Origin of the sequence: Pseudomonas marincola (assembly GCF_900682675.2) — a bacterium.
GTDB lineage: Bacteria > Pseudomonadota > Gammaproteobacteria > Pseudomonadales > Pseudomonadaceae > Aquipseudomonas > Aquipseudomonas marincola.
In genome coordinates, this window is sequence record NZ_LR215729.2 from 954980 (window position 1) to 975570 (window position 20591).

General features: G+C 59.2%; 15 protein-coding genes. 4 read left to right on the plus strand and 11 right to left on the minus strand.

Going from position 1 to position 20591, the window contains the following annotated elements:
- Positions 1-754 precede the first annotated feature (754 nt).
- The 7 genes from gcvT to PMYSY11_RS04410 all read right to left on the minus strand — a co-directional run bounded on the left by gcvT (position 755) and on the right by PMYSY11_RS04410 (position 10790).
- Positions 755-1879: a glycine cleavage system aminomethyltransferase GcvT gene (gene gcvT, locus PMYSY11_RS04380; protein ID WP_090514195.1), complete on the minus strand. Its 1125-nt coding sequence runs from the start codon at positions 1877-1879 to the stop codon at positions 755-757.
- Between the two features lie 52 nt (positions 1880-1931).
- Positions 1932-3308 carry an L-serine ammonia-lyase gene (locus tag PMYSY11_RS04385; protein WP_090514192.1) on the minus strand — a complete coding sequence of 459 codons (1377 nt, stop codon included), beginning with the start codon at positions 3306-3308 and terminating at the stop codon, positions 1932-1934.
- Between the two features lie 63 nt (positions 3309-3371).
- Entirely contained in the window at positions 3372-4625 is a 1254-nt protein-coding gene (gene glyA, locus PMYSY11_RS04390) for a serine hydroxymethyltransferase (protein WP_069901067.1), read from the minus strand.
- Positions 4626-4675: 50 nt separating this feature from the next.
- Positions 4676-6052: an alanine/glycine:cation symporter family protein gene (locus PMYSY11_RS04395; RefSeq protein ID WP_069901069.1), complete on the minus strand. Its 1377-nt coding sequence runs from the start codon at positions 6050-6052 to the stop codon at positions 4676-4678.
- 345 nt (positions 6053-6397) lie between these two features.
- The gene (gcvP, locus tag PMYSY11_RS04400) at positions 6398-9253 is read right to left on the minus strand and encodes an aminomethyl-transferring glycine dehydrogenase (RefSeq protein WP_069901071.1); all 2856 of its coding nucleotides are present in this window, start codon (positions 9251-9253) and stop codon (positions 6398-6400) included.
- Between the two features lie 9 nt (positions 9254-9262).
- A complete protein-coding gene (gene gcvH, locus PMYSY11_RS04405; protein WP_090514183.1) occupies positions 9263-9646 on the minus strand; it encodes a glycine cleavage system protein GcvH in 384 nt (127 codons plus the stop codon).
- A 340-nt stretch (positions 9647-9986) separates the two neighbouring features.
- Positions 9987-10790, minus strand: a complete 804-nt coding sequence (locus PMYSY11_RS04410; protein ID WP_150548413.1) for a SirB1 family protein — start codon at positions 10788-10790, stop codon at positions 9987-9989.
- Positions 10791-11020: 230 nt separating this feature from the next.
- On the opposite strand from PMYSY11_RS04410, the gene PMYSY11_RS04415 reads away from it, so the two are divergent.
- The 4 genes from PMYSY11_RS04415 to PMYSY11_RS04430 all read left to right on the plus strand — a co-directional run bounded on the left by PMYSY11_RS04415 (position 11021) and on the right by PMYSY11_RS04430 (position 15320).
- Positions 11021-12043, plus strand: a complete 1023-nt coding sequence (locus tag PMYSY11_RS04415; RefSeq protein ID WP_150548414.1) for a Leu/Phe/Val dehydrogenase — start codon at positions 11021-11023, stop codon at positions 12041-12043.
- Positions 12044-12114: 71 nt separating this feature from the next.
- Positions 12115-13203, plus strand: a complete 1089-nt coding sequence (pdhA, locus tag PMYSY11_RS04420; RefSeq protein ID WP_150548415.1) for a pyruvate dehydrogenase (acetyl-transferring) E1 component subunit alpha — start codon at positions 12115-12117, stop codon at positions 13201-13203.
- Positions 13196-14185, plus strand: a complete 990-nt coding sequence (locus tag PMYSY11_RS04425; RefSeq protein ID WP_150548416.1) for an alpha-ketoacid dehydrogenase subunit beta — start codon at positions 13196-13198, stop codon at positions 14183-14185. Before pdhA ends, PMYSY11_RS04425 begins: the two co-directional genes overlap by 8 nt.
- 31 nt (positions 14186-14216) lie before the next feature.
- Entirely contained in the window at positions 14217-15320 is a 1104-nt protein-coding gene (locus PMYSY11_RS04430) for a dihydrolipoamide acetyltransferase family protein (RefSeq protein ID WP_150548417.1), read from the plus strand.
- A gap of 114 nt (positions 15321-15434) precedes the next feature.
- Here PMYSY11_RS04430 and PMYSY11_RS04435 read toward each other — a convergent pair whose 3' ends face one another.
- From PMYSY11_RS04435 to PMYSY11_RS04450, 4 genes are all read right to left on the minus strand, one after another.
- Positions 15435-16778, minus strand: a complete 1344-nt coding sequence (locus PMYSY11_RS04435; protein ID WP_069901085.1) for a TRAP transporter large permease — start codon at positions 16776-16778, stop codon at positions 15435-15437.
- Positions 16771-17352 (minus strand): TRAP transporter small permease, encoded by a 582-nt coding sequence (locus tag PMYSY11_RS04440; RefSeq protein WP_150548418.1) that lies wholly within the window; start codon positions 17350-17352, stop codon positions 16771-16773. Before PMYSY11_RS04440 ends, PMYSY11_RS04435 begins: the two co-directional genes overlap by 8 nt.
- A gap of 144 nt (positions 17353-17496) precedes the next feature.
- Positions 17497-18513, minus strand: coding sequence for a TRAP transporter substrate-binding protein (locus PMYSY11_RS04445; RefSeq protein WP_090514165.1), 1017 nt, complete (start codon positions 18511-18513; stop codon positions 17497-17499).
- Positions 18514-18865: 352 nt separating this feature from the next.
- Entirely contained in the window at positions 18866-20590 is a 1725-nt protein-coding gene (locus PMYSY11_RS04450) for a cobaltochelatase CobT-related protein (protein WP_150548419.1), read from the minus strand.
- Position 20591 lies beyond the last annotated feature (1 nt).

The following is a 20591-nucleotide window of genomic DNA, read 5'->3' on the forward strand; positions in this document are numbered from 1 at the left end:
CCGCCAATCAACAACTCAACCCGTAATACCGGTAGGCCGTCATGACGGAAGCCGCTGCGCGGATTCCATCCTCCAGCAAAGAGAAGCTCACAACGGCGTAATTTTCGTGCCGGAGGATGGAACCCCCAACGGGGTTTCCGTCATTGCGGTGTTGCGTCTGGCGCGGTTTGGCTATTGAATCGTGCGAACCCCGCCAATCAACAACTCAACCGCGTAATACCGGTAGGCCGTCATGACGGAAGCCGCTGCGCGGATTCCATTCTCCAGCGAGCAGAAACCCAAACGGTGCGGTTTTCGGTGCCGGAGGATGGAACCCCCAACGGGGTTTCCGTCATCGCGATGTTGCACCTGGCGCGGTGTGGCTTTTGAATCTTGCGAACCCCGCCAATCAACAACTCAACCGCGTAATACCGGTAGGCCGTCATGACGGAAGCCGCTGCGCGGATTCCATCCTCCAGCAAAGAGAAGCTCACAACGGGTGTTTTTCGATGCCGGAGGATGGAACCCCCAACGGGGTTTCCGTCATTGCGATGTTGCGCTTGGCGCGGTTTGGCTTTTGAATCTTGCGTAATTCGCCAATCAACAGCCTGGCCGCGTAATAGCGTTAGGCCGTCATGACGGAAGCCGCTGCGCGGATTCCATCCTCCAGCATAGAGAAGCTCACAACGGCGTGATTTTCGGCGTGCGGTGGATGGAACTCCCAACAACGGCGCGGTCGCGACAAGCGCTAAACCGCGCACGCTCTTGGCTTTGATCAGCCGCGGTAATAGCGCTGTGGTACGAACGGGGTTTTGGCCACTTTCATCGCCACTTTCTTGCCGCGCACGATCGCCCAGACTTCGCTGTCTGCCGGTACATGGCTGGCTTTTACATAACCCATGGCAACCGGTGCGCCCAGTGTCGGGCCGAAGCCGCCGCTGCATACCGCGCCGATGATGGTGCCGTCGGCATCAACAATTTCTGCGCCCTCACGCACCGGAACGCGCTCTTGCGGCAACAGGCCTACGCGCTTGCTTTCAACGCCGGCTTGCTGCTGGGCGAAGATACGTTCAGCGCCAGGGAAACCACCGGCACGCGCACCGTCGGCACGGCGAGCCTTGGAGATGGCCCAGAGCAGGCTGGCTTCGATTGGTGTGCTGCTGGTGCTCATGTCGTGGCCATACAGGCACAGGCCGGCTTCGAGGCGCAGCGAGTCACGTGCGCCCAGGCCGATTGCCTCGACTTCCGGCTCGGCCAGCAGGCTGCGGGCGAGCATTTCGGCGCTTTCATTCGGCACTGAGATTTCATAACCGTCTTCGCCGGTGTAGCCCGAACGGCTGACGAAGCAATCAACCCCGAGCAGGCGCACTGGCGCGAACTGCATGAAGGTCATCTGCGCCACTTCCGGCGCCAGACGGCTGAGCACATCAACTGCTTTCGGGCCTTGCAGGGCCAGCAATGCACGCGTGTCGAACAGGCTTTCGATCTCGCACTGTGCGCCGATGTGCTTTTGCAAGTGGGCCAGATCCTGGTCTTTGCAGGCAGCGTTGACCACCAGAAACAGGGTGTCATTGCCGAGGTTGGCAACCATCAGGTCGTCAAGAATGCCGCCGTTCTCGTCCGTGAACATCGCATAACGCTGCATGCCGACCGGCAAGTCGATGATGTCGACCGGTACCAGTGTTTCCAGCGCTTTGGCCGCATCGGCGCCGCGCAGTACCAACTGGCCCATATGCGAGACATCAAACAGACCGGCCTGATCGCGTGTGTGCAGATGCTCTTTCATCACACCCAGCGGGTATTGCACAGGCATGTCGAAGCCTGCGAACGGCACCATGCGTGCACCCAGTTCGAGGTGCAGGGCGTGCAGCGGGGTTTTTGCGAGTGTTTCGGTAGTCATGCGGGTCTCCTTGGTATTCTTTACGCCGCAGCGCGCTGGCTGCCACGTGTTTTCAGCATTCGATAATGTTTACAGCCAAACCGCCACGCGCGGTTTCCTTGTATTTGCTCTTCATGTCAGCGCCGGTCTGGCGCATGGTGCGGATCACTTTATCCAGCGAGATGAAGTGCTGGCCGTCGCCGCGCAGGGCCATGCGCACAGCGTTGATCGCCTTCACCGAGCCCATCGCGTTACGCTCGATGCACGGCACCTGAACCAGGCCGCCTACCGGATCGCAAGTTAGGCCAAGGTTGTGCTCCATGCCAATTTCGGCAGCGTTCTCGACCTGTTCCACCGTGCCGCCCAGCACTTCACACAGCGCCCCGGCTGCCATCGAACACGCCACGCCAACTTCACCCTGACAGCCCACTTCGGCGCCCGAGATCGAGGCGTTCTCTTTGTAGAGAATGCCGATTGCCGCAGCGGTGAGCAGAAAGTTGATCACGCCGTCATCGTTGGCGCCGCTGATGAAGCGCGTGTAGTAATGCAGCACGGCGGGAATGATGCCTGCCGCACCGTTAGTTGGCGCGGTAACCACGCGCCCGCCGCTGGCGTTTTCTTCGTTAACCGCCAAGGCGTACAAGTTCACCCAGTCGAGTACGCTGAGTGCATCGCGAATATTGGCTTCCGGGTGTTTGCACAGTTGCCGGTGCAGAGCGGCTGCGCGGCGTTTGACCTTGAGCCCGCCCGGCATGATGCCTTCGTTGTTGCAGCCGGCGTTGACGCAGTCCTGCATCACTTGCCAGATGTGCAGCAGGCGCTCGCGGGTTTCCGCTTCAGGGCGCCACGCCGCTTCATTGGCCAGCATCACCTGGCTGATCGACAGCTTGTGTTCAGCGCAGTGGGCAAGCAGTTGCTTGGCCGTGGTGAAGGGGTAGGCCAGCTGGGTTTTGTCTTCGACGATGCGATCCGCCCCGGCGGCTTCATCGTCGACCACAAAACCGCCGCCAACCGAGTAGTACTCGCGGCTGCGGGTTTGCAAACCGGCTTCATCGAAGGCGCGGAAAATCATGCCGTTGGGGTGAAAGGGCAGCGGTTTGCGAATCATCGCAAGGTGTTCTTTCTCGACAAAACGGATGGTCTTTTCACCGAGCAACGGGATCTCGCCGGCTTTGCGAATCTCGCTCAGCCGCTGCTCGATCGTCGTTGTATCGACGCTGTCCGGGTGCTCGCCGAGCAGGCCCAGCAGCACCGCTTTATCGCTGCCGTGGCCTTTGCCGGTCGCGCCGAGTGAGCCGTAGAGTTCAACGCATACCTTGGCCGTCGATTGCAGCAGGTCGTCACGGCGCAGGCCTTCGGCAAAACGGGCAGCCGCGCGCATGGGGCCAACCGTATGCGAACTGGAAGGGCCGATGCCTATCTTGAACAAGTCAAAAACACTGAGTGACATATAACCTCGATTTATCCGCGACCAACGTCGGGCGCTGGTCGCATCAATGACTTAACCTGCGGTTTAGTCAGCGTAGACCGGGAAGGTTTCGCACAGCTGCGCGACCTGACCGCGTACACGTTCGATAACTGCCGGGTTATCCAGTTCATCGAGAATGTCGCAAATCCAGCCAGCGAGTTCGCGGCACTCGCCTTCCTTGAAGCCGCGGGTGGTGACTGCTGGCGTGCCGATACGAATGCCCGAGGTCACGAACGGCGACTGCGGATCGTTGGGCACGGCGTTCTTGTTGACGGTGATGTGCGCATCGCCGAGCGCGGCATCGGCCGCTTTGCCGGTCAGGCCCTGCTTGATCAGGCTGAGCAGGAACAGGTGGTTATCGGTACCGCCGGACACCACTTCATAGCCGCGACCCACAAATACTTCCGCCATGGCGCGGGCATTGTTGATCACTTGCTGCTGATAGGTTTTGAACGCAGGCTCCATCGCCTCTTTGAAGCACACCGCTTTACCCGCGATAACGTGCATTAACGGGCCGCCCTGGCCGCCTGGGAAAACCGCCGAGTTGAGTTTCTTCTCGATCTCGGCGTTGGCTTTGGCCAGAATCAAGCCGCCGCGCGGGCCGCGTAGGGTCTTGTGGGTGGTGGTTGTGACCACGTCCGCGTACGGCAGCGGGTTCGGGTACAAACCAGCGGCAACCAGGCCGGCCACGTGGGCCATGTCGACGAACAGATAAGCGCCAACTTTATCGGCGATTTCACGGAAGCGCGGGAAGTCCAGCGTGCGCGAATAAGCCGAGAAGCCAGCCACGATCATTTTCGGCTTGTGCTCGACAGCCAGTCGCTCAACCTCGGCATAATCAATCAGGCCCTGATCATCAATGCCGTATTGCACCGCGTTATACAGCTTGCCGGATGAGCTGACTTTGGCGCCGTGAGTCAGGTGGCCGCCATGCGCCAGGCTCATGCCGAGAATGGTGTCGCCAGCTTGCAGCAGCGCCAGATAGACCGCCGAGTTGGCGGACGAGCCCGAGTGCGGCTGGACGTTGGCGTAGTCAGCGCCGAACAGTTGCTTGGCGCGCTCAATGGCCAGGCTTTCGACGATGTCTACATGCTCGCAGCCGCCGTAGTAGCGCTTGCCCGGATAGCCTTCGGCGTACTTGTTGGTCAGGCCGGTGCCTTGCGCGGTCATTACCGCTGGGCTGGTGTAGTTTTCCGAGGCAATCAGCTCGATATGGTCTTCCTGACGCTGCTCTTCAGCAGCAATGGCGTGGGCCAGCGCAGGGTCGTAATCATTCAGAGTCAGGCTTTTGTAGAACATTGCGGTGTCCTTCAAGAAGGCGCGGGCGCTTATCGCCCGCGCAAGATGATTTAGCGTTGCAGGGATTCGACGCTGCGCTCAACGATGTTCGGGTTGAAATGATCGCGGGTCAGCTTGACTACGATCGGGCTCAGCAGCAGCAACGAAAGCAGGTTAGGCAGGGCCATCAAACCATTCAGCGTATCGGCCAGCAGCCAAGCGAAGTCGAGTTGGGCTATGGCGCCAAAAGGCACGGCCAGTACCCAGATAATCCGGAACGGCATGATTGCCTTGGTGCCGACCATGAACTCCCAGCACTTCTCGCCGAAATAGCTCCAGCCAAGAATGGTGGTGAACGCAAAGACCACCAGCGCAATGCTCAGGAATGCGCCGCCAAAGCCGGGCATGGCCGACTCGAATGCCGAGGCTGAAAGCGCCGCGCCACTCACGCCGCTGGTCCAGACGCCGGAACAGATGATGGCCAGACCGGTCATGGTGCAGATGATCAGGGTGTCGATAAATGTGCCCAGCATCCCGATCATGCCTGAACGAACCGGGCTATTGGTGGTGCCCGCCGCTTGCGCGATACCGGCGGTGCCGAGGCCCGCTTCGTTGGAGAAAATACCGCGCGCGACACCGAAACGAATCGCCGCCATCACCGCTGCACCGGCAAAACCACCGGTGGCGGCTGCTGGACTGAAGGCGTGGGTGAAGATCAGGTTGAAGGCATTCGGGATCTGCTCGGCAAATACCACCAGCACCACAATCGAGGCGACGATGTAAGCAATGCACATGAACGGTACCAGTGCGGCTGCAACGACGCCGATGCGCTTGATGCCGCCGAGAATCACCAGACCCACGGCGACCATGCTGACCACGCCGGTTAGCCACAGGGGAATGTCGAAGGTGGTTTGCAGGGCGTGCGCCATGCTGTTGACTTGCACCATGTTGCCGATGCCGAAACCTGCAAGACCGCCGAAAATGGCGAATGCGGTGCCGAGCCACAGCCACTTTTTACCCAGACCATTCTTGATTGCGTACATCGGCCCGCCGACATGCTCGCCGCGATCATCTTTCTCCCGGTAATGCACGGCCAGCACCACTTCGCAGTACTTGGTTGCCATGCCGACCAGCGCCGTGCACCACATCCAGAACAGCGCACCGGGGCCGCCGAGGAATATCGCCGTGGCCACGCCGGCAATGTTGCCGGTACCGACGGTTGCTGCGAGGCAGGTCATCAGCGCCTGGAACGGGCTGATCTCGCCGCTGGTTTCATCATCCTTCTTGCGGCCTTTCCACATCAGGCTGAAGCCAGCGCCGATTTTGCTCAGCGGCATGAACTTGAGGCGCAGCATGAGGAACAGGCCCGTGCCGAGAATCGCCACCAACATGGGTGGGCCCCAGACGAGTCCGTTGATTGTGTTTACGAGGGTGTTGAGAAATTCCATATAACGCACCTTATTGTTGTTGTCAGCGTCAGGGGTGGCCTGTGCTGGTTAGGGGCTGTTTGCAGTTGTGTTGCAGGTGGAATTGTCGGTTGCCTCTGAACCACTCTGCGCCAACTTTGTTGCGTTGGCGTTGAACATTTTTTTCAGAAGCCCGAGTACATCGTCAAACGGGTGAAACCAAGGTGTTGCATGACCGATTACCGGTGAGCAATCGGCTATTGGTTGGCGCCACAGATCGAGGCGCCAATCCACACGGAACATCAGTTGATGAGCCGGGTATTCAATAGGCGGGGCGATGCCCCATAACAAACGCCTGCGGGTTGCGCAGGCGTTTGTCGGTGTTGCTTAGGCGTCTTGGTACGCTTCGATCGACGGGCAAGCGCAGATCAGGTTGCGGTCACCAAACACGTTGTCGACGCGGCCCACGGGTGGCCAGTACTTACCGTCAATCAGCGAGGCGGTTGGGTAAACGGCCTGCTCACGGCTGTAGCTGTGCGTCCACTCGCCAACCAGCTCAAGAGCGGTGTGCGGCGCGTTTTTCAGCGGGTTGTTGTCTTTGTCGAGATCGCCGCGTTCAACCGCACGAATTTCTTCGCGAATGGCGATCATGGCGTCGCAGAAACGATCCAGCTCTTCTTTCGATTCGCTTTCGGTCGGCTCGATCATCAAGGTGCCCGCTACCGGGAACGACATGGTCGGTGCGTGGAAACCGAAATCGATCAGGCGCTTGGCGACGTCATCAACGCTGATGCCGCTGAGGTCCTTGATCGGGCGAATGTCGAGGATGCACTCATGCGCAACCAGACCGTTAGTACCGGTGTAGAGCACTGGGTAATGCTCTTCGAGGCGACGGGCAATGTAGTTGGCATTGAGGATCGCCAGCTGCGATGCACGCTTGAGGCCTTCGCCGCCCATCATGCTGATGTACATCCAGGTGATCGGCAGAATGCTTGCGCTGCCGAACGGTGCCGCGCTGACCGCGCCTTCTTTGCGCGCCATGTTGGCGTGGCCTGGCAGGAATGGAATCAGGTGCGACTTGACCCCGATCGGACCAACACCCGGACCACCGCCGCCGTGCGGGATGCAGAAGGTTTTGTGCAGGTTGAGGTGCGATACGTCGCCGCCGAACTGGCCGGGTGCGCACAGGCCAACCATAGCGTTCATGTTGGCGCCGTCGATGTAAACCTGACCGCCGTTGTCGTGAACGATTTGTGCAATCTCGCGGATGCCTTCCTCAAACACGCCGTGGGTCGACGGGTAGGTAATCATCAGGGCAGCCAGACGATCTTTGTGCTCTTCAGCTTTTGCGCGCAGGTCTTCGATGTCGACGTTACCGCGAGCATCGCAGGCCGTTACCACAACGCGCATGCCAACCATGCTGGCAGTTGCCGGGTTGGTGCCGTGCGCCGATTGCGGGATCAGGCAGATATCGCGCTGATCGTCGCCACGGCTGATGTGGTAGGCACGAATTGCCAGCAGGCCCGCGTACTCGCCTTGCGAGCCAGCGTTTGGCTGCAGCGAAACACCGTCGTAACCGGTGGCAGCGCAGAGCATGGCCTCCAGTTCGTCGGTCAGTTGCTGGTAGCCAAGGCTCTGCTCAGCCGGTGCAAACGGGTGCAGATTGCCGAACTCGGCCCAGGTCACTGGAATCATTTCGCTGGCGGCGTTGAGTTTCATGGTGCAAGAACCCAGCGGAATCATGCTGCGATCCAGCGCCAGGTCTTTGTCGGCCAGCTTGCGCAGGTAGCGCATCAGCTCGGTTTCGGAGTGATAACGGTTGAACACCGGATGGCTGAGAATCTCGGACTGACGCAGCAGTGCTTGCGGCAGACGGTTGGCAACGGCTTTGGCCAACTCGTCGAAGCTTGGCAGGCTGTTGCCCGGCTCGGCGAAGACTTCCCAGAGGCTTTCAATGGCCGCCTGATCGGTGGTTTCGTCGAACGACACGCCAACACGTTGATCATCGACAACGCGCAGGTTGATCGACAGCTGATGCGCTTGCGCATGCAGCTTGGCCGTGCGTGCGCCGGTTGCGATGGTCAGGGTGTCGAAGAAGTTTTCCTGCTCGACAGCAAGGCCCAGTTTGGCCAGACCCTGAGCGAAGATTGCAGTCATCTGATGCACGCGCTTGGCGATGCGGGTCAGGCCTTGAGGACCGTGATAAACCGCATACATGCTGGCGATGTTGGCCAGCAGAACCTGAGCTGTACAGATGTTGCTGGTGGCCTTCTCGCGGCGGATGTGTTGCTCGCGGGTTTGCATGGCAAGGCGCAGAGCCGGCTTGCCGAAGCGGTCAACCGAGACACCGACCAGTCGGCCCGGCATGTCGCGCTTGAAGGCATCGCGGGTGGCAAAGTAGGCCGCGTGCGGGCCACCAAAACCCAGTGGCACGCCGAAACGCTGAGCGCTGCCCAGGGCAACGTCGGCGCCGAATTCACCTGGCGGCGTGAGCAGGGTCAGGGCGAGCAAGTCGGCAGACACTGCAACCAGCGCGTTGGCCGCGTGGAAACGCTCAACCAGTGCGCGGTAATCGAAGATATCGCCGTTGCTGGCCGGGTATTGCAGCAGAGCGCCGAAGTAGGCGCTGGCGTCGGTGATTTCGGCTTCATCGCCCACAACCACGTCAATGCCCAGCGGTTCGGCGCGGGTGCGCAGAACGTCGAGGGTTTGCGGGTGGCAATGCTGGGAGGCGAAGAAGCTGTTGCTGGCCTTGTTTTTCGACAGGCGCTTGCAGAACGTCATGGCTTCGGCGGCAGCAGTGGCTTCGTCGAGCAGCGAGGCGTTGGCGATCGGCAGGCCGGACAGGTCGCTGATCAGGGTCTGGAAGTTCAGCAGGGCTTCGAGGCGACCTTGAGAAATCTCTGGCTGGTAAGGCGTGTAAGCCGTGTACCAAGCCGGATTTTCAAACAGGTTGCGCAGAATCGGTGACGGCGTATGAGTGCCGTAGTAGCCCTGACCAATGAAGGTCTTGAACTGCTGATTCTTGGCCGCGATGGTTTTGATTTTAGCCAGTGCATCGGCTTCGCTGAGGCCCGGCGTCTGGCCCAGAACGCTGGTGCCTTTGATGCTTTCCGGGATAACGCTGGCGCTCAGAGCTTCCAGCGAGTCGTAGCCCAACTGCGCGAGCATGGCTTCAATATCAGCGTCACGCGGGCCGATGTGGCGCGCGATAAATTCGTTTTGGGTCGTCAGGTCAGTCATCAGCAAACCTCAGGCGTCAGCGTTGGCGTTTAGCAGGCGATCGTACGCTGCTTGGTCAAGCAGGTCGGCGATGGCGCCTGGGTTGGCAGGGCGGAAGCGGAAGAACCAGCCTTTGCCCAGCGGGTCTTCGTTGACCAGCTCAGGGCTTGATTCTAGCTCTGCATTGATCTCAACGACTTCGCCGTCCAGCGGCATGGTGATATTACTGGCTGCCTTGACGGATTCGAGCACGGCGACTTCAGCTTCGGCGCTGTAGGCTTGCGTGTCCGGCAATTGCACGAATACCACATCACCCAGCGCTTCCTGGGCATAGGCGGTGATGCCCACAGTGATCAGGCCATCTGCTTCCTGACGCAGCCATTCGTGCTCGACGGTAAAACGCAATTCGCTCATGTGAACTCCTCAAGTGACAGGCTCGCCTGTTTCTGTTGCAGGCGATGGTCTGATGCTCGCGGTTGGGTCGCGAGCTATTAATCAAACAATCTAGCAAGGGCAGTGCCAGTGCCGGTTTGTTCAATAAAAACCAGTAAAATCAGTCGTTTGAGGGCTTTTCAAGGTTACAGCGAGAACCTTGCTTGTATTGATTTCGATACGGACTTTCAGGGTTAAGGCCTATATCCAGGGCTTGGCCCGCTGAATGCTGGATCTGCGTCGCGTGTATCGAATTGGATACGCTGTGTTGAATTTGATACAGGTTGTGCGTGTCAGCAAGCCAGTAATGGCCAGTTCCGGCTCAGTGAATAGCTGGCGATTGCTGAAGTTCGCGCAGGCGTTGCGCCAGTTGATAGCGCAGCGACTCATCTTCGGTCAGGAGCATGGCGCGCTGCAAATCGAAGCGCGCCGCCTGCGGGCATTCCAATTGTTCAAGCAGATGCGCGCGCGCCAGATGGTCCGGCGCTGACGGTTCGCCCAACTGCAACACCCGCTCGGCATCTTTCAGGGCGGCCAGATAATCATCGGCCTGCGTGTGCAGTTCGCGCAAGTTGCGCGACAAGCGCTGGAGCATGTTCTGGTCGCTGGCCACCTGAAGATACCCGGCCTGTAATTTGGCGTTCGCGCCCTGAGTGCGCAGCAGCAATTCGCGTTGGTCTTGCGGGTACAACCGCCGTCCGCTGCACGGGTCGAGCAGATGGTCCGCGCCGGGAACACGCAGCAGGAAGTAGCCGGGAAAATTAATCCCCTGCAGGGCTATTCCCAGACGCCGCGCTAGCTCCAAGGCAATGATCGCCAGTGATAACGGCTGGCCACAACGCCATTGCAAGACCCTGTGCAAAAGTGCGACGCGAGGCATTAACAGCGGACTGTCGTCCTGACGAAAGCCCTGGTGGCTGAGCTGTCTTAACAGCGGTTGCGCCAGTTCTTGTGGAGGCAGTGAGGGTAATGCCGCGTCTATCTGGCGCTGCAGTTCGCCGAACTGCTCAAGCACGAGGGCCGGTTGCAGCGTCGAATCATGCTCTGCGGCCAGCCACAACGCGGCCTCCAATAAAGCGCTGGGCTGGCGGGAGAGGCACTCGATGCACATGGCGCGTGGATTCATTGGCAAACCCTCTGATGCATCTGTTTTAGCTGGCCTTGAGCGCTGCGTCTAGTGTTTGAGTGCCGGCTGCAGAACGGTTTTATGCCGTAGCCGACAAAACGCTGGGGCATGGCAGTTTTTCGCCTGCTTATGCGCAGAGTTACTCAGCAGCGGCTGGCTTATATCCGCTGGATAAGTCGGGACTCGGGGCGGGGCCTATACTCATCTGAGTGTTCAGCAAGGGGCGCACCATGTTCAGCATGATGTCGGCATCGCGTCTTGAGTCACTGCATATGACCCAGGACCCGGCCACAGGCCTGCGGGCCATTATTGCCATTCACAATACGCAACTCGGCCCGGCACTGGGCGGCTGCAGATTCCTGACCTATCCCGATGAACAAGCCGCCCTGCGCGATGCCCTGCGGCTAGCCCAGGGCATGAGTTACAAGGCCGCCTTGGCCGGATTGGCGCAAGGGGGCGGCAAGGCGGTGATCATGCGCCCGCCGCACGTGAATGATCGCGCCGCCTTGTTCGAGGCATTTGGCCGGTTTATCGAAACCCTCAAGGGTCGTTACATCACCGCAATGGACAGCGGCACCACCAGTGCCGACATGGACTGTATCGCCCAGTACACCCAGCACGTTACTAGCACCACCTCGGCGGGCGACCCGTCACCGCATACCGCAATGGGCGTGTATAGCGGGATTCGTGCGACCGCGATGGCGCGCTTCGGCTGCGATGAGCTTGAGGGCATCCGTGTTGCCATTCAGGGGTTGGGCCACGTCGGCTACGCACTGGCGGCGCATCTGCATGCAGCCGGTGCCGAGTTGATTGTCAGTGATATCGATCAAGGGCGCGTGCAACTGGCGGTCGAAGAGTTCGGCGCCAAGGCGATGCCGACAGATGAGCTGCTCTCAACGCCCTGCGAGATTCTGTCGCCGTGCGGGTTGGGCGGCGTGCTCAATACCGAAAGCGTAACCAGGCTGCGTTGCAGTGCAATCGCCGGCGCCGCCAATAACCAGTTGGCCAATCCTGAAATATCCGACGCCTTGCAAGCGCGGGGCATCCTTTATGCCCCCGATTATGTGATCAATGCCGGCGGCCTGATCTACGTCGCCTTGCAGCATCAGGGGCAGGAGCTGCCGGCGATTACTGCCCATCTGGCGCGGATCAGCCAGCGCCTCACGGAAATTTTTGCCCACGCACAGGCCGACAAACGTCCACCGGCCCGTGTAGCAGACGCGCTGGCAGAGCGCCTGCTGTATCCAAAATAGGTCGCAACACTGAAGCCGCGGCCAAAAGCCAACGCATCGGCAGACGCCCATAAGGTGTCGGGGAGCTAAACATGCAGGACAGCTTGAATATCACCTTCAGCCAATTTCTGGCCACAGACGGTCAACTGCTCGAAGCCTTGCCGGCGTGGGCGGATGACCAGCAGTTGCTGATTGGCTTGTACCAGCAAATGGTTTTGACCCGCCTGTTTGATCAAAAGGCCGTCGCCTTGCAACGCACTGGGCGGATTGGCACCTATGCGCCCACGCTGGGCCAAGAGGCCGTTGGCGTGGGAATCGGCGCAGCGATGCATGCCGATGACGTGCTGGTGCCGTACTACCGCGATACTGCCGTGCAAGTGATGCGCGGCGTGAAGATGGAGGAAATTCTGCTCTATTGGGGCGGCGATGAGCGCGGCAGCGACTACGCCGATCCGGCTGTCGCACAGGACTTCCCGCTCTGCGTACCCATCGCCACGCAGGCTTTGCATGCGTGCGGCGTCGCCAGCGCGATGAAAATTCGTGGCCAGCACCGGGCTACCGTCACCACTTGCGGTGATGGCGCGACCAGCAAGGGCGATTTTCTCGAAGCATTGAACGTCGCCGGAGCCTGGCAATTGCCCGTGGTGTTCATCGTCAATAACAACCAATGGGCAATCTCGGTGCCGCGCAAGATCCAGTGCGCTGCCGCCACGCTGGCGCAAAAGGCAATCGGTGCCGGTTTCAGCGGCGAACAGGTCGATGGCAACGATGTGCTGGCGGTTTATCACCGCACGCGCCTTGCGCTGGAGCGAGCCCGGCAAGGTAAAGGCCCGACCTTAATCGAGTGCATGAGTTATCGGCTGGGCGATCACACCACCGCCGACGATGCCAGCCGGTACCGGCCTGATGCCGAGGTCAAGCAAGCCTGGCTGAGTGAGCCGATCAAACGCATGCAGGCGTTCTTACGGGCGCAACAGTGTTGGGATGAGAGCCGCGAGCAGGCGATGATCAATACGTGTCAGGCCCAGGTACAAGCAGCGGTCGATGCATTCGAAGGTGTCGATGCGGCGCCAGTCGAGTCGATTATCGACTACGTCTACGCGCAGTGGCCGCAGGCGCTCGCAGAGCAACGTGAAGACTTGCTGGAGCGCGCCAGTCGCAGGGAGGCCGAGCATGAATGAGCCAAGCAAATTAAGCCTGCTCGAGGCGGTGAATCTGGCGCTGCACCGGGCCATGAATGAAGACGAAAACGTGGTGGTGCTCGGCGAAGATGTTGGCGTAAACGGCGGTGTATTTCGCGCCACTCAGGGTTTGCGCGATGCATTCGGCTTGAAGCGGGTGATCGACACACCGTTGGCCGAAACCATGATCAGCGGATTGGCGGTCGGCATGGCGGCGCAGGGGCTGAAACCGGTCATGGAAATCCAGTTCATGGGCTTTATCTACCCGGCGCTGGATCATCTGGTGTCGCATGCCAGCCGCATGCGCAATCGCACGCGTGGCCGGCTGACATGCCCGTTAGTGTTACGCACGCCAATGGGCGCCGGTATTCGCGCGCCGGAACATCACAGCGAAAGCACCGAAGCGATGTTTGCGCAGATTCCCGGCCTGCGCGTAGTCATTCCTTCATCGCCGGCCAGAGCATACGGCCTGTTACTCGCGGCCATCGACGACCCGGACCCGGTGGTGTTTCTCGAGCCGACGCGGCTGTACCGGATGAACCCGCAACCGCTGGTGGACGATGGCAAACGCTTGCCGCTGGACACCTGCTTCACCTTGCGCGAAGGCGCAGACCTGACCCTCATCACTTGGGGCGCCAGCGTGCATGAAAGCCTGCTGGCGGCGGCTGCGTTGAGCGAGCAGGGCGTTTCGGTCGAGGTGATTGATGTGGCCTGCGTCAAACCTCTGGATATGGACACGCTGCAGGCTTCGGTGCGCAAAACCGGACGCTGCGTGATTGTTCACGAAGCGCCGAAGAGTTGCGCGGTTGGCAGTGAGATTGCCGCCGGTTTGTATGAGCGCGCATGGCTGGATTTGCAGGCGCCCATCGTCCGCGTAACTGCGCCGGATATTCCACCGCCTTTGTACCGGATGGAACAACTCTACATCCCCGCGGTGACAGACATTCTCAGTGCGTGCACCGAGGTGCTCGAATACGCCTGATAGCCAGCGCTCAACTGTGCAGGAGAGCCGTATGAAGAACTTCAAATTACCCGATTTGGGTGAGGGGTTGCAGGAGGCAGAAATCGTTCAGTGGCATGTCGCTGCGGGCGATACGGTCAAGGCAGATCAGTTGCTGGTCTCGGTCGAAACCGCCAAGGCAATTGTCGATATTCCCGCGCCTTATGATGGCGTGGTGCTGAAAACCTTCGGCAACGAGGGCGATATTCTGCATGTCGGTGAGCCGCTGTTGGCGTACGAAGGCGAAGCGGATGCCGGCACCGTGGTCGGGCGCCTGGACGGCGGCAAAGCCGAGCAGGAAGATCACTTTTTCATCGGTGCAGCGCCTTCGACCCGTGAGCATGCGGCCGCACGTGCGACGCCTGCCGTGCGCCAGTTTGCGCGGCAGGTTGGCGTTGATCTCGACGGGCTCAGCGGCAGCGGCAGCAATGGCCTGATCACCAGAGCGGATGTCGAGGCGGCAAGCCAGACGGCACGCGATAAATTCGGCGGGGAGAAACTGCGCGGAGTGCGCCGCAGCATGGCCATCAATATGGCGCGCTCGCATGCGCAAGTGGTGCCGGTGGTGATCGTCGGCGATGCCGACTTGCATCGCTGGAAGCAAGCGCGTGACCCGATGGTGCGGCTGGCTCAGGCAATCGCTCAGGCCTGTACAGTCGAGCCGGTACTCAATAGCTGGTTTGACGGTCAGTCACTGTCGATCAAGCAGCATCAGAGCCTGGATCTTGGCATTGCGGTTGATAGCCCCGATGGCCTGTTTGTGCCGGTGCTGCGTGATGTTGGCGCGCGTAGCGCCGAGGACCTGAAAGAGGGCATGGCGCGATTGCGCGCGGATGTTAAGGCGCGCTCGATTCCGCCGCAGGAAATGATGGGCGCGACCATCACGCTGTCGAACTTTGGCACGCTGTTTGGCCGTTACGCCAACCCGATCATTGTCCCGCCGCAAGTGACCATCATCGGCGCCGGAGGCATCCGTGATGAACCCGTTGCGGTTGCCGGCAAGGTCGTGGTGCACCCGATTTTGCCGTTGTCGCTGACCTTCGATCACCGCGCTGTTACGGGAGGCGAGGCCGCGCGATTTCTTAAGGCATTGGTCGATGCACTGGAGCAGCCCTGAATCGAAAACGGGCTCACCGTAGTGAGCCCGTTGGCAATTGCATGGTATCGCCTGGCTACTGAATGGCGCTGTGTTCAGCGACCTGTATCGCGGGTCGCCAGCACCATGTGGTTGTCAGTAGCCAAGCAGTCTGGGCAAGGTCAGGGTTATTGCGGGAACGCAGGCGATAATGAAGGTCGCGATGGTCAGGATGGCCACGAATGGCAATGCCCGTTTCGAGATGTCTTCAATGGCCGTTCCCGAAATACCCGAGGCAATGAACAGGTTCTCGCCCATGGGCGGCGTCATGAAGCCGATGCTCAGGCAGCAGATCAGGACGATGCCAAAGTGCACCGGATCGATCCCCAGCGTGTAGGTGATTGGCAGAATCACCGGTGTCAGAATCATGATCGCAGCCAGCGTTTCCATGAACATGCCGACAAACAGCAGGAACCCGATGATCAGTATCCAGATCAGGTAGATGTTGTCCGTCAGGCTCAGCATTGAGTCGGCCACCACCGCCGGAATCTGATTTTCTACCAACAAGCGGCCGAACACTGTGGCGGTAAACAGAATCACCAGCACCCTGCCAGTGATCCAGGTGGTGGTTTCCAGCGATTTGAAAATCTCCGGTAAACGCAGTTCCTTGTGGATGAACAGGCCGACAAACAAGGTGTAGAAAATTGCCACGATGGCAGATTCGGTCGGCGTAAACAGCCCGGTGTAAATGCCGCCGAGAATCACGAATGGCGCCAGCATCGACCAGAAACCATCGCGCATGGCCTTGCGTATCTTGCTGCCTGACCAGCCATCATTGCTGCCGGTGTAGCCGAGTTTTTTGCAGCGAAAGTAATTCATGATCAGCAAGCCGCCCGCCAGCATCAAACCGGGCACCACACCTGCAATAAACAGTTTGGGAATCGACACGGTGTCAAAGGCGCCGTACTTCTCCACCGCAGCCGGCGGTGGCAGCATGCCCATGGCCGAGATCCCGAAGATCACCATCGGAATCGACGGCGGAATGATGATGCCAAGCCCGCCGGATGAGGCCGTAACGGCCGACGCGTACCCTTTGGCGTAGCCGCGCTTGACCATCGCCGGAATCATCAGCATGCCGACGGCAGCCGTGGTCGCGGGGCCTGAGCCCGATATTGCACCGAAGAACAGGCAAGCCAGTACGGCTGCGGCAGACATGCCACCGGTAATCGGCCCGGCAAAGCTTTCGGCCAGCGTTACAAGCCGCCTGGAAATACCGGCTGCCTCCATGAGCGCCCCGGCGAGAATAAATGCCGGCAGTGCCATCAGTGGAAATGAGCCCACAGAGGTGAAGGCAATCTGGACGAACTTGATCGGGTTCTCACCCAGATAAAGAAACGAGGCCAAGGCCGATACTGCCAATGAAATGCTGATGGGCGTGCCTATCAGCAATAGCAGAATGAACGAGCCGAAAAGGATATAGACGATCGTGGTATCAACCATGGACCCGCTCCTGAAACTGGTTTACTTCGCGGGTGTTTTTGGCTTGGGAGTCCTGAATGATCTTTTCCAGTTCCTGGGCTTCCGGGTCGCGAATATCGATGCCCTTGACCAGCTTGTAATAGTTGACCTGAAGGACGCGCAAGGTCATCAAGGTGAACGCAATTGGCAGAACCAGATACAGGTACTTCATCGGGATGCCCAGCGTCTGCGATTTCCAGAAGACATTGGCCTTCATGAAGAACATCACGCTGAGGTAGACGAAATAGCAGTTGAAGCAGACCCAGATCAAATCCGACAGCGCTTCCAGCGCTACAGCAACCTTGCGTGGCATCAACTTGAACTGGAACGTAACGCGGTTGTGTGCGGCTAATTTGGCCGCGTAACTGGCGCCGAAGAATGCGAACCAGACAAACATGTAGGTAACCAATTCCTCGGTCCATGAAAGGGAGTGATTGAACAGGTTACGGCTGAGAATTTGCGCAAACAGGATAATTACAAACAGGGCCAACAGGACCCGGCAAATGTAATTCTCGAGGTTGTCGATAATTTTGAAGAAGCGGCTGGCAGGTTTCATGATCGCCTTCCTGAACGCTCGGCTTCAGGGTAGAAGCGGGCGTTGTGCTGCGTGAGCAATTAGCCCGCAGCGAACAGCAAGTTCGCCGCAGACCGTGACCAGGGAAAGGGGGTACAGGTGCCGGGGTTGCCGGCACCTGACGGTTTAGATGGTGTCGCGACCCAGAGCCTTGAGCACGACATTGACCTGATCTTTACCGCCGATTTGCTCGTAGTACTTAGGCCACACCTTGCTGACTGCCAGATCGATCCATTCTTTCTCACCATTGGCCGGGTCGGTGATTACCATGCCTTTGGCGGTCAGCTCTTGCTTGATCTTGTCTTCTTGTGCAACCAGCCACTTTTCACTGTGCAAGGTGGCAGCTTTGCCTGCATCCAGAATGATCTGCTGCATTTCCGGAGTCTGCTCTTCAAACATCGACTCGCTGACAATCAGCGGCTCAATGGAGAACAGGTAGCGCAGGTTGGTGACGTACTTCTGCACTTCGTCGAACTTCATCGCGTTCACAGTCAGGTACGGGTTGTCCTGACCATCGACCACTTTCAGTTGCAAGCCGGTAAACGTCTCCGACCAGGCCATTGGCGTTGGGTTAATTCCCCAGGCGCGATAGGTGTCGATCATGATTTCGTTTTTCGGTACGCGAATCTGCAAACCCTTGAGGTCGGCGACGGTGTTCACCGGCTTTTTCGAGTTGGTCAGTACCCGGAAACCCGAGTAAGCCCAGCCGATGATTCGCACACCGGCATCGCGCACGGTGTTGTCGATCAACTGCTTGCCGATGTCGCTCTGCGTCATGGCCACGGCATCATCCAGGCTCTGGATCATGTAGGGCATGGTCAGAATGCCAACGGACGGCGAGAACGGTGTGACGTTGTTGATCGCCAGAATCGAGAAGTCGAGGGTGCCCATTGCGGCGTTACTGACGGTGTCTTCTTCGCTGCCAAGTTGGCCATTGAGAAATAGCTTGGCTTCATCCTTGCCGTTGGTACGGGCTTTCAGCTCCTCAGCAAACTTCAGGCCGAGTTCGTGTTGGGTGCCGCCGGCACCGTCGCCCACTGCAACACGGAAGGTCTTCGCGTGGGTCATGCTGCTGCCAAGCGCAGATGCCAGTAGGCACATGGCGAGGGCGAGCGGTCGGGTGAACTGTTTGCTGGTTGTCATAACTGCGTACTCCGTTCTAGTTGTTTTGGATTACGAAAGTGCAGGCCGAGCGGTTTCCAAAATCCTGGGACCAAACTCGAGCAAAACCGAAGAGACGTGTGTTGCATTGCAGTGCTGCTAATGTCTGCGATGCCGCATTATTTTCCCGTCTTTACGTTTGACCGGGACCAATAATCCGCCTGTGTTTGAGGTCTGTTTAGGGCCACATCAAGCGCCTGTCTGGGGCCAGTTTGAAGTGCGCGGTTTAGGGGCAATAAATCGCTCTAAATCAGCTGTTTGCACCAAAAAATGACTCATTTTTATGAGCGTAAAAGGGGCGCTGAAGGGGCCAGTTGGCAGCGATGGTGCACGCCTACTGGCGTGTGTGCAAGAGCTGTAAAATCTCGTCGAAAACCCGGTTGTCGAAGCTCTGTGACAAGTCCAGTTCGAGGCTGTTCTGGTAGTAGTTGCTAAGATCCAGGCCCACGCCCAACGCATATAATTCCACGCCGGACTGCTGCTCGATCTGCCGTGCGACCTGTTTCAGGTGCAGGTCGAGAATGTCCTGATCATTGGTTTGATGGGTGGCGCTGTCCATTGGGCAGCCGTCGCTGATCATGATCAGGATGCGCCGTTTGGCATCACAGCGGCGCAACCGCTGATGCGCCCAGAGCAAGGCTTCACTGTCGACGCTCTCGCGGAACAGATCCGATTTCAGCAGCGCCGCAATGCTTGGCCGCGCTTTGCGCCAAGAGGTGCTGGCGTCTTTGTATACGCGGTGCTCAAGCTCATTTAAACGGCCAGGATTGGCCGGTTGGCCTGCCGCGCGCCAACGTTTAAGCGGTCGTCCGCCATTCCACTGGCCAGTGGTGAAGCCAAGGATCTCACTCTTGGCGCCGGCTAATTCAAGGGCGCGACTCAAGGTGTCGACCAGTAACGCAATCGACTCAATGTGATTACGCATTGAGCCTGAGTTGTCGACCAGCAGGGTCACGCAGCAATCGCTGTGCGGCCGCTCGCGTTCATGGCGAAATATCTCGCGCTGCTCGGGGCTTATGATCAGGCGGCTGAGTCTGCCAGCGTCTATTTGACCGTCCGCCTGAGCAAACGCCCAACCATCGCGTTGCGGTTCGGCCAGCAGGTTACGCAGGCGTCTGGCCAGTCTCGGCAGATTCAGGCCTTGTTCGGCCGCGCGCTGGTCGAGGCGTTGGCGAAGCTGCTTTAACAGGTCGCTGCGCACCAGATTCGCGGCGTTCAACTCGCGATCATAGTCGTGGCTGAAAACCGGGTAGGTGAACGCGTCGTGGCCGTTGCGTGTCCTGCCTGCGCCAGCCGTCGTGGCGTGTTCATCGCCCGTTGCATCGCTCTCACTGTCGAGCAGCAAGGCAAAAGCCAGGTGTGATTTTTCAGCAATTTCCGAGACTTTGCGTTCATCGTTATTGAGCAGTTCTGCATCAAGCTGATCCAGCAGTTCGACTACTTTATCGGCAATCCAAAGCGCATGTTCGCCGAAGCGTAGTTGTTCATTACGCGTTCGCCTTAGCAGTCCGAAGTGCGCGCCGAAGTGGCCGAGCAGGCTCAGGCGCGGCGCTTCAATGAGCATTTCAGTTTGTTCGCTGGCGCGCCCGCCGCAGAGCAGGAACCAACTCATTTGCGCCACAGTGAAGAGCATCAGGCCGACGTGCCCTTCGGCTTGCCCTGAGTCCAGAAACTGCTGGCTCCAGTTGCCGTAGCGCTGCATAAGATTACGTTTCATGCCCGGATGGCAGTCACTCACCAGTGATTCAACGCGCAGTTGCTCAAGCAGTTCGAATACCAGCCGGGCAATCGGATGCGCAGGTAATTGCGTGTGCAAAAGCGCGCGGTCGCTGTGCTTGAGTTTCAGCGCCAGGCTGTCGGCGACGGCGCGGTAGGCCGCAAAGTTATCCTGTTGTGGATCTGGGTGCAGATGCGGTGCGCGCACCGCAACGCGCTGGCCGTCGACTTCCAGTCGGGCGCCGCGATAGCGCACGCGACGCTCTCCGGAGAACGCCCTCAGAGACGCAGCGCACAGCTCTTCGAGTTGCTGTTGGCGCTTCTCGCGTCGTGGTTGTTGCATG